The organism is Acinetobacter venetianus RAG-1 = CIP 110063 (assembly GCF_000368585.1).
Classification (GTDB): domain Bacteria; phylum Pseudomonadota; class Gammaproteobacteria; order Pseudomonadales; family Moraxellaceae; genus Acinetobacter; species Acinetobacter venetianus.
This window is the reverse complement of record NZ_KB849557.1, coordinates 150500-166439: the sequence shown is the minus strand read 5'-3', so window position 1 is coordinate 166439 and position 15940 is coordinate 150500. Positions and strand designations below refer to the sequence as shown.

At 39.1% G+C, this 15940-nt stretch carries 13 protein-coding genes and 2 tRNA genes; 10 read left to right on the top strand and 5 right to left on the bottom strand.

Translation table 11 applies throughout. From position 1 onward, the window contains the following. Positions 1–26: 26 nt before the first annotated feature. A complete protein-coding gene (locus tag F959_RS02265) occupies positions 27–1742 on the bottom strand; it encodes a proline--tRNA ligase (RefSeq protein ID WP_004877170.1) in 1716 nt (571 codons plus the stop codon). A 178-nt stretch (positions 1743–1920) separates the two neighbouring features. Then, complete coding sequence (locus F959_RS02260) at positions 1921–2589, bottom strand: hypothetical protein (protein ID WP_004877168.1); 669 nt, start codon at positions 2587–2589, stop codon at positions 1921–1923. 280 nt (positions 2590–2869) lie between these two features. Here F959_RS02260 and pilG point away from each other — a divergent pair, with 280 nt between their 5' ends. From pilG to F959_RS02230, 6 genes are all read left to right on the top strand, one after another. Then, a complete protein-coding gene (gene pilG / locus F959_RS02255; RefSeq protein WP_004877165.1) occupies positions 2870–3253 on the top strand; it encodes a twitching motility response regulator PilG in 384 nt (127 codons plus the stop codon). 19 nt (positions 3254–3272) lie between these two features. Beyond that, positions 3273–3635, top strand: coding sequence for a response regulator (locus tag F959_RS02250; protein ID WP_004877164.1), 363 nt, complete (start codon positions 3273–3275; stop codon positions 3633–3635). Positions 3636–3674: 39 nt separating this feature from the next. Further along, positions 3675–4211: a chemotaxis protein CheW gene (locus tag F959_RS02245; RefSeq protein ID WP_004877162.1), complete on the top strand. Its 537-nt coding sequence runs from the start codon at positions 3675–3677 to the stop codon at positions 4209–4211. A gap of 47 nt (positions 4212–4258) precedes the next feature. Then, complete coding sequence (locus F959_RS02240; RefSeq protein WP_004877160.1) at positions 4259–6346, top strand: methyl-accepting chemotaxis protein; 2088 nt, start codon at positions 4259–4261, stop codon at positions 6344–6346. 152 nt (positions 6347–6498) lie between these two features. Next, positions 6499–11583 carry a hybrid sensor histidine kinase/response regulator gene (locus tag F959_RS02235; RefSeq protein WP_004877159.1) on the top strand — a complete coding sequence of 1695 codons (5085 nt, stop codon included), beginning with the start codon at positions 6499–6501 and terminating at the stop codon, positions 11581–11583. Positions 11584–11596: 13 nt separating this feature from the next. Next, complete coding sequence (locus tag F959_RS02230) at positions 11597–12052, top strand: hypothetical protein (RefSeq protein WP_004877156.1); 456 nt, start codon at positions 11597–11599, stop codon at positions 12050–12052. A 39-nt stretch (positions 12053–12091) separates the two neighbouring features. On the opposite strand, the gene dapE is transcribed toward F959_RS02230, so the two are convergent. From dapE to F959_RS02215, 3 genes are all read right to left on the bottom strand, one after another. Beyond that, the gene (dapE, locus tag F959_RS02225; RefSeq protein ID WP_004877155.1) at positions 12092–13231 is read right to left on the bottom strand and encodes a succinyl-diaminopimelate desuccinylase; all 1140 of its coding nucleotides are present in this window, start codon (positions 13229–13231) and stop codon (positions 12092–12094) included. Positions 13232–13355: 124 nt separating this feature from the next. Next, on the bottom strand, positions 13356–13499 hold the full coding sequence (locus tag F959_RS02220) for an entericidin A/B family lipoprotein (protein ID WP_017196706.1): 144 nt from the start codon (positions 13497–13499) through the stop codon (positions 13356–13358). A 118-nt stretch (positions 13500–13617) separates the two neighbouring features. Beyond that, positions 13618–14478: a DUF1853 family protein gene (locus tag F959_RS02215; protein WP_017196707.1), complete on the bottom strand. Its 861-nt coding sequence runs from the start codon at positions 14476–14478 to the stop codon at positions 13618–13620. 101 nt (positions 14479–14579) lie between these two features. On the opposite strand from F959_RS02215, the gene F959_RS02210 reads away from it, so the two are divergent. The 4 genes from F959_RS02210 (at position 14580) to F959_RS02195 (ending at position 15935) form a co-directional block, all read left to right on the top strand. Further along, entirely contained in the window at positions 14580–14957 is a 378-nt protein-coding gene (locus F959_RS02210) for a YbaN family protein (RefSeq protein ID WP_004877153.1), read from the top strand. A 129-nt stretch (positions 14958–15086) separates the two neighbouring features. After that, positions 15087–15608, top strand: a complete 522-nt coding sequence (gene elsL / locus F959_RS02205; protein WP_004877151.1) for a cell wall-recycling L,D-carboxypeptidase ElsL — start codon at positions 15087–15089, stop codon at positions 15606–15608. 151 nt (positions 15609–15759) lie between these two features. Next, positions 15760–15835, top strand: a tRNA-Val gene (locus tag F959_RS02200). 23 nt (positions 15836–15858) lie between these two features. After that, positions 15859–15935 (top strand) — tRNA-Asp (locus F959_RS02195). Positions 15936–15940: the final 5 nt, after the last annotated feature.

Here is a 15940-nt window from a genome sequence, read left to right as displayed (position 1 = left end):
GGCTTTTTTATACGCGAAATTTTTAATTAACGAGTGAGTTGAGCCATCAGCTCATCTTTGCTTAAGTTACTCGCTTCCGCATCTCGGCGACCTTTGTATTCAAAAGTACCAGCATCTAAACCTTTTTCACCGATTACGATACGATGTGGAATTCCCATCAATTCTAGATCAGAGAATTTAACACCTGGACGCTCGTTACGATCATCAAGTAATACATCGTAACCTTGCGCTTGTAATTCAGCGTATAGAGTTTCAGCAGCTTCAAGTGTGCGAGGTGATTTATGTGCATTCATTGGAACAATTGCGACTTCAAAAGGTGCAATCGCTTTTGGCCAAATAATACCTTTATCATCAAAGTTTTGTTCAATTGCAGCAGCAACTACGCGTGTTACGCCTATGCCATAACAACCCATAGTCACTGTGAATGGTTTACCATCTTCACCGAGAACCTTACAACCCAATGCCTCAGAGTACTTCGTACCAAGCTGGAAGATGTGGCCAACTTCAATACCACGTTTAATTTGAATCGTGCCTTTGCCATCAGGAGATGGATCACCTTCAACAACATTACGCAGATCAAATACTTCTGTGAATTTTGCGTCACGATCCCAGTTTACGCCAGTTGCATGTTTATCAACTTCATTTGCACCAGCGACAAAGTCAGATAGAACAGACGCAGCGCGATCAATGATAACCGTTAAGCCTTTTTCAACGAGACCTTGCGGGCCACAGAAACCTGCTGTTAATCCATGTTGCTGTAATTGTTCTTCAGTTGCAAAAGTTAAAGGTGCAGCGATTAAGGGATGCTTTTCGGCTTTAATATCATTCAGTTCGTGATCGCCACGTAAGAACAGGGCAACCACTGGTGTATGACCTTTCTCATCGCTTGGGCCTTGTACTAATAGCGCTTTAACGGATTGTTTAGCATCACTGTTTAAGAACTGGCAGACATCAGCAATGGTTTTTTGATTCGGCGTATCAACAAGCGTATAAGCTTGTGTTGCAGATGCACGCTCACCAACTAAAACAGCTTCAGCCATTTCAACATTAGCAGCAAAGTCTGATTCAGTTGAGAAGGCGATATCATCTTCGCCACTCGCAGCAAGCACATGGAACTCATGAGAAGCTGAACCACCAATTGAACCTGTATCTGCTTGAACTGGACGGAAGTCTAAGCCGAGACGTGTAAAGATGCGACTATAAGTGTCATACATTACGTCGTAAGTTTCTTGGAGAGAAGCTTGGTCAGCATGAAATGAATAAGCATCTTTCATGATAAATTCACGAGAGCGCATCACACCAAAACGTGGGCGAATTTCATCACGAAATTTAGTTTGAATTTGATAAAAATTCAAAGGTAACTGCTTATAACTTTTTAATTCGTTACGTGCTAAATCAGTAATCACTTCTTCATGTGTTGGACCAAGTACAAATGGATTATCGTGGCGATCTTTAAAGCGTAACAATTCTGGACCGTATTGTTCATAACGGCCAGATTCTCCCCAAAGCGCAGCGGGTTGGGTAACTGGCATGAATACTTCTAAAGCACCAGAACGATTCATTTCTTCACGAACAATCGCATCAACTTTCTTTAAAACACGCGTTCCCATGGGCAACCAAGAGTATAAGCCAGAAGCTAATTTACGAATCATCCCCGCACGTAACATGAGCTGGTGTGAAATGACTTCAGCATCATTTGGGGTTTCTCTTAACGTTGCAAATAAAAAGCGGCTTGCGCGCATGGAAACTATCCTAAAGTTAAGTGTTATTTAAAGAAGATAACAAAAATGATAGATAAACAGATCAATTTTGAAGAGTAGGCATTATGCCATGAAATCATTGATTTCGGAAAAACTAAACAGTGGCATTTCTTCCAAGTGATGCGAGTGTGTAGAGATTATGATTTAAGCAATGGTTAAGCTAGCGCGTTCGATTCGCATCATTTTGCTCTAATATACGTAAGCGATTGATAATATCTTCATAGTCAGATTCGGTTTTATGATAAGCATTACGTAAACTTTCAACTGTTCTTTTGACATTATCAATGTTTCTGTTGTTGTTTTCTAAATTGTTTTTGAGTTGTGTTGGGATTGCCTGTCCTTTGCGATGATATTCCATTTCTTGGCGCTTAAATGCAATTTTATCTTGCTGTAATTGTTGAAGCTGATCTTGTTGATAATTTAATTGCTTCTTCAATGTTGCTAAAATTTGATCTCGTTTTGAGGCAGCAATTTTTGTATTGCCATAGGCGCGTTTAAGTCGTAAATCTTGCTCTCTCTGTCGAGCGATAGACTCTCTACGTGCAGATTGTTGAATATCTTGGGCGGCATTATAAGGACGATTTTTTTTGATCACTTGCATATTGCGATCAAGTGCTTCATAGCCATAACGAATATGTTCGGGACTCACTGATGTGCTTACATTTGCCACACCATTTTTATCATAATAACGATACCAAACTGCTTTAGGTTGCTCGATTGCTGCAAAGCTAGAAGAGCAAAAAACGCATAAAAAAACAGCGCAAATGTAATTACGAGCAATCGTTGTAAAGTCGCTAATACGGAAACCGAACTTTAACGAACCAGTCATTACATTCCCCGATAAAAGTTAATTAAATCACTTATTTTTAAATAATAATCAGTTGTATATTAGTAGCTATTTATACAATTAAAAATACTTAGTATGCAAAAAAAATAGTTATTTGATGAAAAGTGTGACCTAATTATTATTGTTGTGGGAAACTGATATGTTGGTTCAAAAAACTTCATTGATAATGCAAGTAGAGATATGTTAAAAATATCAACTAATCTGTATAAAACAAATTAAACCAACCATAATTTGTATTGAGTGAATGGGGCAGGACAATTAAATGGAAGATAAATTTCAAAATTTAAAGGTAATGGTGATTGACGATTCAAAAACAATTCGACGTACGGCTGAAACTTTACTCCAGCGAGAAGGTTGTGAAGTTGTGACAGCGGTTGATGGTTTTGAAGCCTTATCGAAAATTGCCGAAGCAAATCCTGATATCGTTTTTGTTGATATTATGATGCCGCGCTTAGACGGCTATCAGACCTGTGCCCTAATCAAGAATTCATTAAACTATCAAAATATTCCAGTGATTATGTTGTCAAGCAAAGACGGTTTGTTTGATCAGGCAAAAGGGCGCGTTGTGGGGTCTGATGAATATTTAACAAAGCCATTCAGTAAAGATGAGCTGTTAAATGCGATTCGTAACCATGTTAGCGCATAAAATTTAAATTGAGGAAAAAATGGCTCGTATACTTATAGTAGATGATTCTCCTACTGAAACTTTTCGTTTTAGAGAAATTTTAACAAAACACGGTTATGAAGTAATTGAAGCAACCAATGGTGCTGACGGTGTAACAATGGCACAAGCTGAGTTGCCTGATTTAGTTCTTATGGATGTGGTGATGCCTGGGATGAATGGCTTCCAAGCGACTCGTCAAATTAGTAAAGGCAAAGACACTCAACATATTCCAGTAGTGATTGTAAGTACCAAAGATCAGGCGACAGATCGTGTATGGGGTAAGCGTCAAGGGGCATGTGATTATCTGACCAAGCCAATTGATGAGCAACAGCTTATTGATGTAATTAAACAATTATTAAGTTAATTCATACGAGCCTTTTCATTACTCATTACGGGATAGGTTATGGCAGCAAATGGATTTATCGAATTGCTTCGCTTATCCAAGCGAGGCAATAAACAATACGCTTCAACTCAAAATGAAGTCAGCCGATGGTCTGGTATCGCATTTGAGATGTTAGGGCAATATTTTGTTGCGCCATTGGGGGAAATTTCTGAGGTGATTTATCCACCGAAATATACCCCAGTTCCAAATACTCAGGCATGGGTGCGTGGTTTGGCGAATATTCGAGGGCGATTGCTTTCAGTTTCTGATTTAACTCATTTTATTTCAGGACAGCGAAGCCAGTTTTCTCCAACACAAAAAGTAATTTGTATTAGTCATCAAGATCAATATGTTGGCTTGGTTGTTGACCAAGTTTTGGGGATTCAGCACTTTAATAAAAAGAGTTTCTTTTCTCAAAGTACTGAGTTAGACGATAAGTTGCAAGACTATTGTCAAGGGTATTTCCATCAACATAATCAACAATGGCATGTATTTTTACTGAGTCGGTTGTTGAAAAACCCTCAATACATGAATGCATCAATAAAATTTATAAACTAATTTAATGCGCTACGGAAGATAAACGCGTATTCAGGGGAGAAGCTGATATGGGCTTTAAACTTAAAAAGAAAAATGCTAGTGGTAGCGATAGTACTGGCTCAAAAAGTGGTGGTGCGTTTCTAGAAAAGATTCGTACGCAACTCGATCAGTTTTCTCGAATCTTCGGTGAAACTGAAAAATCAAAGCCTATTCTTTATCGTGCTTTAATTGCTTTGGCTCTAGCAGTTATTCTCTTGATTTATCTTTTCGTTAGTGTGCCTCGTTCGAATCAGTTGACTCGTAGCTTGGGTGAATTGCGTTTATTGTCGCAAATGATTTCTCGTCAAGCGACTGAAGCAACTGCATCTGGTACACCAGAGGCAATGAAAAGCCTAGTTGAATCAGAAAAACGTTTTGCTTCGAATCTTGAAACAGTTGAAAGTATTTATGGAACTGGTTCAGAAGAGTACAAAAAAGTTGATGCTCTTTGGGGTGACGTATCTAAAAATATTGAATTAATTGCTTCACAACAAAAAGTCATTAATCAATTATACGATACCAATATTTCGATCAGTGAAACGATTCCTGAGATTCAGGCAGAATACAACTTGATGGTCGATCAGATGGTACGTGAGAACATGCCAAGTAGCCAGGTAATCATCACGAAAAACCAAGTGTTTATCGCAGAGCGTATTTTACGTTCTATTAACTCGGTTCTTGTTGGTACTGATAATTCTAATGTTTCTGCAAATGACTTTGGTGCGGACATTGATACCTTTGGTGTTTATTTAAATGCTCAACTGAATGGTAGTGCCGAGTTAGGCGTAGATCGTATTACATCACCGGATTTACGTGAGTCAGTCGATAGTATCAAATCAGATTATGATGCAGTCCTAAAGTCAGCAGCTGAAACAGTTTTAAAGAATGCGAACCAAATCGTTCGTGTACGTCAAGCTTCGTCACAAATTTTCTCGCAATCAGATACTTTGCTTGGTTCTTTAAATACGTTATCTGATAAGGCTGAAGGTGGTTGGGCTAATGTAATTGCTGGTATTGTATTAATTGGTGCTTTGGGATTACTTGTTTTTTCAGCACTACAATTACTTGCATTGCGTAGTAATACGGATAAAGAGCGTGTTACACGCTTACAAGATGAGTATGACCGTAACCAGAACGCGATTTTACGTTTACTCGATGAAATTGCCGATCTTGCAGATGGTGACTTACGTTCATATGCAACAGTATCTGAAGACTTTACAGGGGCAATTGCTGACTCGATTAACTTTGCGATTGATCAATTACGTGATCTTGTATCTCGTATTACGGATACTTCGCAAGAGGTTGCTCGATATACACAAGATACGCAGAACATTACCAATCAGTTAGCAGAGGCATCTGAGCATCAGGCGCAAGAAATTGCAGGTGCATCAGCGGCGATGAACGAAATGGCATTGTCTATTGACCAAGTATCTGCAAATGCTTCTGAATCAGCAGATGTAGCACAACGTTCGGTACAAATTGCATCGAATGGTGCGCAAGTTGTAAACCGTTCGATCGAAGGTATGGATCATATTCGTGAACAGATTCAAGAAACATCAAAACGTATTAAGCGTTTGGGTGAATCTTCACAAGAGATTGGTAACATCGTCTCTCTGATTAACGATATTGCCGACCAAACGAACATCTTGGCATTAAACGCTGCTATTCAGGCGTCTATGGCAGGTGAAGCGGGTCGTGGTTTCGCCGTTGTTGCGGATGAGGTACAGCGTCTAGCAGAACGTTCTGCTTCTGCAACAAAGCAGATTGAGAGTCTGGTAAAAACGATTCAAACAGATACTAACGAAGCTGTTATTTCCATGGAACAAACGACTTCAGAAGTTGTTCGTGGTGCGAACTTAGCAAAAGATGCGGGTATTGCACTAGACGAAATTCAAACGGTATCGGGCGATTTGGCGAAGTTAATTGCAAGCATTTCTGATGCTGCAAAACTTCAGTCTGCATCAGCAGGTCATATTGCTACAACGATGAATGTCGTACAGGAAATTACATCTCAAACTACGACTGCAACTTTTGATACAGCTCGCTCAGTTTCTGAATTGGCAAATATGGCTGAATCATTACGTGAATCGGTAACGGACTTTAAGTTACCTGAATAAGTCAAGAAAGGAGGGTAGATGGGGTATCTGCCTTCCTTTTGTATAGATATAGACTATCTCGGCAAGATGAGGATTCGACGGAAAGACATCTTGTGCGTTAGATAAACGTATTTTTTAGCCACAATTCGTGGATAAAAACGAAAGAAGCCGCTATGAAAGAAATATTAAAAACGTTAGTTGAAACGATGACGCTTCCTGAAGATAGTTATCTTGAACAAGACTCAGAAATTCTCGAAATTTTTATCGAAGAGTTAGAAGAGATTTTTGTTGAGTTAGAACCTTTATTGGCTCAATGGATCGAGCAACCGAATCAGCCAGATGTGTTGACAGATGTCCGTCGTCACTTCCATACGCTAAAAGGCTCTGGTCGCATGGTGGGTGCGAAGTCTTCTGGTGAATTGGCTTGGACGGTTGAAGATACTCTTAATAGAGTACTTGCTGGCACACTTCCATTAAACAGCGAAATTCAGCAATATGTCCAAGCGATTTTCAATGTGTATCATTTTAAACTTTTCCAAGATTTTAAATCGGTTCAAAAGCATCAAATTAATCTAAAGCCATTGGTTCTTTTAGGACAACAATTACAACAACAGCATAGCCCTGAACCAGCGTTAGCTGAATTATTACAATTAGCAAATACACTGAATAGTGAAACAGTCTCAACAGATCTTGAAGATGTTTTTGCAGAAGATATTACTGCCGAAGTTGAGCACGTAGAGGCTGCTGACTTTGATAGCGAAGATCAGGTGGATGATGTTCTCATTAAAGAAACTCTTGCTATTTTCTTGGAGGAAGCAGAGGACCATTTAGCTACAATTGATCAGTTCTTGATAAATGAGCGTCCAACCAACGACAACTATAATACTTTGATTCGTGCGTTACATACATTGCGTGGTAGTTCAGCTATGGCGCATGTTGATCAAGTATTTGAAGCAAGTTCCAAAGTAGAAAACTTATTTAAAACCTTGTTGCAAGATGATCTGGATTCTAGTTCTGACGAAACAGCGCTTCTTACAAATTATGCTCAGTTTGTTCGTGACTATTTACATACCTTGAAGCAAGAAGGTGTCCAAGAGCAGCTTGATCAAATTTATAATACTTTTAATGCTGCATGGGATAGTTACGACTTCCAATTGGAAGAAAAACTTGGAGATGCTGTTCGTCCGCAGGGACTTGTCTCTCAGTTATTAGAATTGAATATCAATGATTTATTAGATGTTGAGTTTGATTTTGAAAAACGTGCTCGTAATGAATTTCCTCAATACATTCAGTCTTTAAGTCAGCAAACAGAGCTTTTGCTACAGCATACCCATCATCATGCGACGATTGGGATGTATCAATACACGAGTTTAATGCGATCAAGCTATCAAGATTTATTGTTCAAGCCAAACTTGTTGAATCTTGATTATGCATTTGATTTATATCATCAAGTACATCAGTACTTTATTCAGTTGTTTGATACGCTAGCTGCTGGCCAACGTGTCACTTTAACTAAAGCTCATGAACTTTTGTTAAATGAGTTAAGTTCATTTACCCAGCAAAATGTTGAAACCTTAGAAGCTGAAAAAATTACAGAACCATTGCATCTAGCTCAGAGTGCAGATGTAGTTGAGGACGCTGTTTCTCAAAATGTGAATACAGTTGAATCAAATGATATCTCTGCTCAATTAAGACGAGATAAACAGTTACTTGATTCTGCTGAATCTAACAAAGATTTTGATCCTGACTTATTAGATATTTTCCTTGAAGAAGCCGATGAATTGTTGTCTGGTATTGATGATGATTTGAATAGTTGGACAGCCGATCATCAAAATCTTAATGCACTTAAGAACTTGATGCGTTATTTGCACACCTTAAAAGGTGGTTCAAATATGATTCAGGCACGTCACATCGGTTTAATCGCGCATGAGTTAGAGACCATTTATGAGAAGTTAATCAATCAACAAATACAAGCTTCTCCTGATTTAATTCGTGTGATTCGTGCAGTACAAGATGATATTGCTGATCGGATTCAAACCATACGAGATCAAAAAGTTGATTATCCATCAACACATATTCTGACTGTCTTAACAGGTTTAGGTAAATCTACAGGCGTTGCTTCGGAAACTCCTGTTGATGTACAAACTACTTCTGAAGCATTCGTTGAAGAAGAAACAGCTATTGATGAACTCAGTATTGGAAACGAGCTAGAATTTACTGCTTCTAATCTGAATACTACGGTGGGTGATGAGCTGCCGACTTTAGAGTTATCATTATCCCAAACCTCTGCTTTTGATACAGCAGATCAAGCATCTCAATTGGCTTTAGATAAGCAATTATTAAATTCAAGCGAATCTAATCGTGAGTTTGATCCTGATTTACTGGATATTTTCCTTGATGAAGCAGATGAATTGTTGGCTGGTATTGATTCAGACCTCAATTTATGGACCGCGAATTATCAAAATACGGATGCATTAAAGAATTTGATGCGTTATTTGCATACCTTAAAGGGTGGTGCAAATATGATTCAGGCACGTCATATTGGCTTAATCGCGCATGAACTTGAAACGATTTACGAGAAGTTGATTAACCAACAGTTGCAGCCTTCACCGCAGTTAATTGGTTTAATTCGTTTAGTTCAGGATGATATCGCTGATCGTATTCAAATCATTCGAGACCAGCAGGTTGACTATCCGTCAACACATGTCTTGGAATTGATCCAACAACCGAGCAGACCTGTTACTCATGCTGATGTGGTAGAGGGTGAGGCAGAGGAAATTGAACTTGTTGAGCCGCAGGCGGAGATAATTGAGCCGCCATCAGAGCAAACTACGTTTGAAGTCGTAGAACCAATCGAACAGCCTGAAATAGAAGAAAGTTCTATATCGGTAGATACGACTCAAGAAACGGAATCTCTACATGCTGATGATGAAGTTCGCTCTCTAGTTGAAGAGACTTTCTTAGAAGAAGCTGCTGAGTTACTTGAACAAGCTCAGAGCTTATTAAAACAATGGTTTGATCAACGTAGTAATCGTAGTTTGTTATTACAACTTCAGCGTAATGCCCACAGTTTAAAAGGTGGCGCACGAATGGCTGAGTTGGATGCAATTGCGATCATTGCATATCATTTAGAAAATGCATTCGAGCAGTTTGGTGTGCACCATTTCAATTCGAATGTTTACGATAATTTATTAAACACAGCCTTTGCTTGGTTAAGCGATGCAATCTTTAAACGCCAATATGCAAACTTTGATGGATTAAAACAAAGTTTGGAGAAGATGGAGTTTGTGGATGTTTCTGCGCAATTACCACAAAAACTATCAGCCAAAGATATCTTTACGCCTGAATATACTATGGAGTTTGTTCAGGGAGATGGTACAGAGCCACCTTCAATGTTGGGTGAGTGGGAAAGCTCTGAGCGGGTTGAGCAAAACAATGAGATGATTCGTGTCTCAGCTGATGTCATTGAAAAGATGATTGACTTATCAGGTGAGAATGCAATTAACCGTTCACGTATCGAAATGGACTTAGGTCAGCTGGGCGGCACGTTAACGGAAATGGAGCTTGCGATTAAACGTTTGGCTGATCAGTTGCGCCGTATGGAAGGCGAATTGGAAAGTCAGATTATTGCACGTCATGGCGGTGAAAACTCGCGCTATGAAGACTTTGACCCATTAGAAATGGATCAATATTCTTCTTTAAATCAGTTGTCGAAATCGTTAGCTGAATCAGCATCGGATTTGGTCGACTTTAAAACAACCTTATCTGAAAAGATTCGTGATACCGAAGGCTTGTTATTACAACAGTCGCGTATTCAGGCTGAAATTCAAGAAAGTTTAATGCGTACTCGCTTGGTCCCATTCTCTAGATTGTTACCTCGTTTACAGCGTATCGTACGCCAAACGGCATCAACGTTGAATCGACCAACGGACTTAATTGTTAATAATACTGAAGGCGAGTTGGATCGTAGTATTCTTGAAAAATTGGTTGCACCATTCGAACACATGCTGCGTAATGCGATTGACCATGGTATTGAAGATCGTGAAAATCGTTTGAAAGCCAATAAGCCAGAAACGGGTAGTATTGTTTTAAATATTGGTCGTCAAGGTACTGATGTTGTTGTGACATTCAGTGATGATGGTAAAGGGATTGATGTTAGCCGAATCAAGCAGAAAGCAATTCAAACTGGTCTTATGACTAAAGATCAAAAGCTTGATCAAGAAGAAATTCTACAATTTATTTTCCATCCAGGCTTTAGTACCGCGGCTCAAGTAACCCAAATTTCAGGGCGTGGTGTTGGTCTTGATGTGGTTCAAAGTGATATTAAGGCGCTAGGTGGTCACGTCAGTGTTGACTCAAAATTAGGTAAAGGTACAACATTTACTATTCGAGTTCCAACTACGGTAGCAGTAAGTGATGCCTTGATGGTAAAAGCTGGCGATCAACAATTTGCATTCCCATTGGCGCAAATTGACCGTATTGTCCGTATTTCACCTGCTGCACTAGAGCAATATTTTGAGAGTAAAGAAGACTATTTCAAAATCGATCAGGAAAATTACCGTTTACGTTACTTGTCTGAATTCGTTGCGGGACAGCCAATTCCTCGTTTGAGTGGTATCGTGCATTCATTGCCAGTTCTGTTGGTTAAAGGTGCTCAAGGGCAAACGACCGCGCTGTTGGTTGATCAATTAATTGGTTCACGTGGACAAATTGTAGTGAAACCAATCGGCCAACAATTCTCAAGCATTGGTGTAATTGCAGGTGCAACGATTCTTGGTGATGGTCAAGTATGTTTGATCTTGGATGGTCAAAATATTGCACGTCAAGCGCAGTCAACTCATCGTAGCAAACAAGCTGATGAGACCTATACTAAACATCGTTATGATGAGCGTCGCTTGATTATGATCGTCGATGACTCAGTAACGGTACGTAAAGTTACATCTCGCTTGTTGGAACGACAAGGTTATGATGTGGTTACTGCTAAAGATGGTGTGGATGCGATGGAGCAACTCGAAACCATTAAACCAGATTTGATGTTGCTTGATATTGAAATGCCACGAATGGATGGTTTCGAGGTTACAAACCTTGTTCGACATCATGAGTTACATCGAGACTTGCCAATTATCATGATTACCTCACGTACAGGTGAGAAACATCGTGAGCGAGCATTGTCATTAGGTGTAAGTCAGTACATGGGTAAACCATTCCAAGAAGAAGCTCTCTTGGAAAATATTGAAAGTTTACTGGCAGTGCGCTAAGAGGTGAATAATAATGGCTAAAAAGAGCGCTAACTCAACATTAGGTCAAATTGACCAGCAAGAGTTGCAGCATTTAATTACAGTTTCTACTGGATTTATTGATGCTTATATTATTGAGTGTCATCAAAATGTGCCAATGTTACTGCCACAGAATATTGTTTTGTCCGCAATGGATACTCAAACCGATGCGGACTATATCGAGTGGCATGATTTAAAGCTTCCTGTTTTTTCTGTGAATGATCCGAGTGAGCAGCAAGGGGTTGCATTAGTTATTGAGGGCGATGACGTTTCAGAACGCTTTGCTTTAGTTTGTAATGAAATGCCTGAATCGATTCGATTGCGTATTTCTGAGATTGTAGATGAAGAGCGGGATATTGCTGATCAGAATGTCTTTAAATATGTGAAAATGGGGGATAAACAGTTTTATGTCCCAGATTTGCAAAATATACAAAAAAAGCTTGGTTTATAGTAAAAAAGGAACTCATTTGAGTTCCTTTTTTACTTAATTTTATTTTAATGCGAGCAATTCAATAAGGATTTGTTCGTAGATTTCAGCTAACGGATCTAGATCGTCTACATTCACATGCTCATTAATTTGGTGAATTGTTGCGTTTAAAACACCTAACTCTAGCACTTGAGCACCTGTTGGCGCGATAAAGCGACCATCTGAAGTACCGCCACTGGTTGAGAGTTCTGCATCAACATTAACGACATTTTTGATTGCCGTGGTTGCGGCATTTACAAGTTCACCGACTGGGGTTAGGAATGGTAATCCTGACAACGTCCAGTTGATGTCATACGATAGATTGTATTTGTCCAGTATCGCTAAAACGCGTTGTTTTAATTCATCTGCGGTGACTTCTGTTGAGTAACGGAAGTTGAACGTCACTTTAAGTGTACCTGGAACAACATTTGTTGCACCTGTTCCAGCTTGAATGTTTGAAATCTGGAATGATGTTGCAGGGAAATATTCATTTCCATGATCCCATACAGTTTCACATAAATCATTGATTGCTTTAGATGCTAAATGGATTGGGTTCTGAGCAAGGTGAGGATAAGCAACATGCCCTTGTTTGCCATGTACCGTGAGTACTGCATTGAGTGAACCACGACGACCATTCTTAATAATGTCACCAAGTGTATTGGTACTAGATGGCTCGCCAACTAAACACCACGTCATTTTCTCATTGCGCGCTTCTAAAGTTTCTACAACTTTAACCGTACCATTGATTGATGGACCTTCTTCATCAGAAGTAATTAGGAAAGCAATAGAACCCTTGTGATCTGGATGTTTAGCAACAAAACGTTCTGATGCTACAACCATTGCGGCTAATGCTGTTTTCATATCCGCTGAACCGCGACCATATAACTTACCATCACGGATACTTGGTAAAAATGGATCTGAATTCCAAGCATCTAAGTGACCAGTAGGGACCACATCCGTATGACCAGCAAAACAAAACACTGGGTGTTCAGTTCCACGACGCGCCCATAAGTTGTCAACGTCGTCAAAGCGCATATTTTCGATTTTAAAACCAACCTTTTCTAAACGCTCAGCCATGATTTTTTGGCAATCATGATCGACTGGAGTGACAGAGGGTTGACGAAGGAGTTGTAGGCTAAGTTCTAAAGTATCGGAATGGTTCATGCGAGATGTGGCTAAATCTGGTGAAATCTGAACCGATATAATAGGGGAATATCACTGAGAAAGGTATGTCAAATTAAACCTTATCTATGTCTAGATAAGGTTTTGTGGAGGTTGTTCTAAAAAATTACATTTTATCCTGAGTTTTTTCAGCAGTTTGAGTAACTTTATCACCTGCTTTAGACACATCCTGCCCAAAACCCTTAAAGGTATTACAACCAGTCAATACAAAAGCGGTCATGATCGAAGCAACTAAGATTTTTTTCATCATCTTCTCCGTTTAAATGTAATTATGATGTTCTTAGAGACTAAAAAAAGTACTAGAAAATGAACATGATGGTTTATTGGTAGATGTGTTATGAATTGTTACTTCACAAACAAATCTTCATTTAAGCTGAATTTAATGACGTAAGTCTTGAGGTTCGAAACATATAATATTGAGACTCATTCATAGGGGCGTAGTACAGACCATCAGTCCACCATTTTGCTGATTCAGAACTCAAATTTTGATTCGGACATAACCATTCAGGGCGTTGCAAACGATGATAATCTGTTTGAGGGAGGTGAGTTCCCCAACGACCTAAGCGTCGTTCTGAATTTATCCATTCCGGAAGGTGCGCTCTTGCAATGTTATATCTAGTAGGTAAATAAAGTTGACCTTTCATCACAGCAAATTTTCGTTGAATGATGTGGTTATTTGCTTCTGAAAATTGAAACTGACGTTCAGTGAAATGTTTTAGCTTTCTGTTGAGAGTGTCTTCACGGTTGAGGCCATACCATTCTGCTAAATTTAATTTACATTCCCCCAAATAATATTTTAAAGCAACTTCCCAATGCTCAATTTGTTGAGTCTTTTGATTTAATACCAAAAAATCCAGCTCTCCTAGTGTTATCGCGCCAGAAATGATCTGAATACTATGTCCAAGTAATTGATAATGGTGGTAATCACTATCAAGCAACCAAAACCATAATAAATTTTCAAAACGTAAGCCCAAACGAGTACTTTTAAGTCTAGCGAGAAAGTCAATCAAAGGCTGGGGGGAAAGATCAAGTTCGAATAAGCGAGGTTCATACTTTTGATAAAGTGATTGCCAGTGCGTAGAATTATGCAGCTCAAAAGCATTTTTTATTATTAATTCTTGTGGGAGCTTTGCCAAAATGCTCGGACTGGCGATACTAAAAGCGAGTTGTCTAACGATAGGGGTTTTAAACTGTAACCAAGGTTCAAAATAAGCAACAGCTTTAGTCATCATTTAACCCAATCACAGAAATAAGCAAGCTAAGTTTAAGAAAGCAGATAAAAAACACTTTATACTAGCATGCTTGTGTTGACGTATTGGTTAATTGCTAAATGAAAACTTTGTTTTGGCGGAGTCTAGTTGTAATTTTTATTACGCTAGGAATTATTGGCGCGATATTGCCAGGAATGCCAACAACAGTCTTTCTTATTTTAGCCGCATGGGCCGCATCTAAGGGATGGCCTCAAATGGATGCTTGGTTATTGAATCATCCTAAATACGGACCGACATTGCGTAACTGGCGTGAAAATGGGACTGTTCCACGTAAAGCTAAGTGGATTGCAAGTATTATGATGCTGTTGAGCGGCATTTTAATGCTGTTTACCAATGCTCCATTTCTTGTCAAAATCTTTACTGATGTCACTATGTTTATAGTTGCTGTCTGGCTATGGATGCGTCCTGAACCACGTCAGGAAAAGGACATTTACTGATTATTTAGGCATATAGTAAACGCTGTCTATTTGAATATTTTAAGTAGAAAACAAAAACTACTGAAAAATACAAGAAATAGAGAATACGCTATGATCAAATAATAGGATTCATCTAATACCGAGATAAAAATGGCGTATACACTTGAGCAAGCAGATGTTGTTATTGATTTAGCACAACAAACTTTAAGTTTACCTAAACATAATAAGTTTTATGTGATCTCATCTGGCAAAAATGGTATTGGAGAACAAGAAAATAGTGGGAAAACCCCACGCGGATGGCATCGAGTTGCTCAGAAAGTTGGTGAAAATGCTCCACAAAACTCAGTATTCATTGCACGTCAGCCGACAGGCGAAGTTTATGACCAGCAACTTGCTCAACAATTCCCTCAAAGAGATTGGATTTTATCTCGTATTTTATGGCTAGATGGTTTAGAGCAGGGTTTCAATCACGGAGAGGGATGCGATACATTTAAACGATATATCTATATTCATGGTACTCCTGATACTGAACCAATGGGAATTCCAATGTCGCATGGTTGTATCAGAATGAAGAATGACGAAATTATCGAGTTGTTTGATCTCATTTCTGAAGATGCCTTGGTCTATATTTCTGAACATTCGTTAGAAAAGGAAGTTCTAAAATGGAAATAAGTGCTTAAATAAAATACGGAAATATCGGTTTTTTCAAAGAATTACTTATTTTTTAATCATTCGTACGCTTTTTTAGGAAAAGATTGGGAAAAGCGTTTGACAGGCTGTAAAGATTCTCTATAATGCACCTCACAAACGATGAAGACGTTAAGGGCGCTTAGCTCAGTTGGTAGAGCGTCTGCCTTACAAGCAGAATGTCGGCGGTTCGATCCCGTCAGCGCCCACCAAGCCTTTACGTTAAGACTCAAGTGCAGCGGTAGTTCAGTTGGTTAGAATACCGGCCTGTCACGCCGGGGGTCGCGGGTTCGAGCCCCGTCCGCTGCGCCACTTAA

Coding starts and splice junctions, on each gene's coding strand:
- F959_RS02250 (WP_004877164.1), top strand. CDS start 3,273: ATGGCTCGTATACTTATAGTAGATGATTCTCCTACTGAAACTTTTCGT.
- elsL (WP_004877151.1), top strand. CDS start 15,087: ATGGCGTATACACTTGAGCAAGCAGATGTTGTTATTGATTTAGCACAA.
- F959_RS02245 (WP_004877162.1), top strand. CDS start 3,675: ATGGCAGCAAATGGATTTATCGAATTGCTTCGCTTATCCAAGCGAGGC.
- dapE (WP_004877155.1), bottom strand. CDS start 13,231: ATGAACCATTCCGATACTTTAGAACTTAGCCTACAACTCCTTCGTCAA.
- F959_RS02260 (WP_004877168.1), bottom strand. CDS start 2,589: ATGACTGGTTCGTTAAAGTTCGGTTTCCGTATTAGCGACTTTACAACG.
- F959_RS02240 (WP_004877160.1), top strand. CDS start 4,259: ATGGGCTTTAAACTTAAAAAGAAAAATGCTAGTGGTAGCGATAGTACT.
- F959_RS02215 (WP_017196707.1), bottom strand. CDS start 14,478: ATGACTAAAGCTGTTGCTTATTTTGAACCTTGGTTACAGTTTAAAACC.
- F959_RS02210 (WP_004877153.1), top strand. CDS start 14,580: ATGAAAACTTTGTTTTGGCGGAGTCTAGTTGTAATTTTTATTACGCTA.
- F959_RS02265 (WP_004877170.1), bottom strand. CDS start 1,742: ATGCGCGCAAGCCGCTTTTTATTTGCAACGTTAAGAGAAACCCCAAAT.
- F959_RS02230 (WP_004877156.1), top strand. CDS start 11,597: ATGGCTAAAAAGAGCGCTAACTCAACATTAGGTCAAATTGACCAGCAA.
- F959_RS02220 (WP_017196706.1), bottom strand. CDS start 13,499: ATGATGAAAAAAATCTTAGTTGCTTCGATCATGACCGCTTTTGTATTG.
- F959_RS02235 (WP_004877159.1), top strand. CDS start 6,499: ATGAAAGAAATATTAAAAACGTTAGTTGAAACGATGACGCTTCCTGAA.
- pilG (WP_004877165.1), top strand. CDS start 2,870: ATGGAAGATAAATTTCAAAATTTAAAGGTAATGGTGATTGACGATTCA.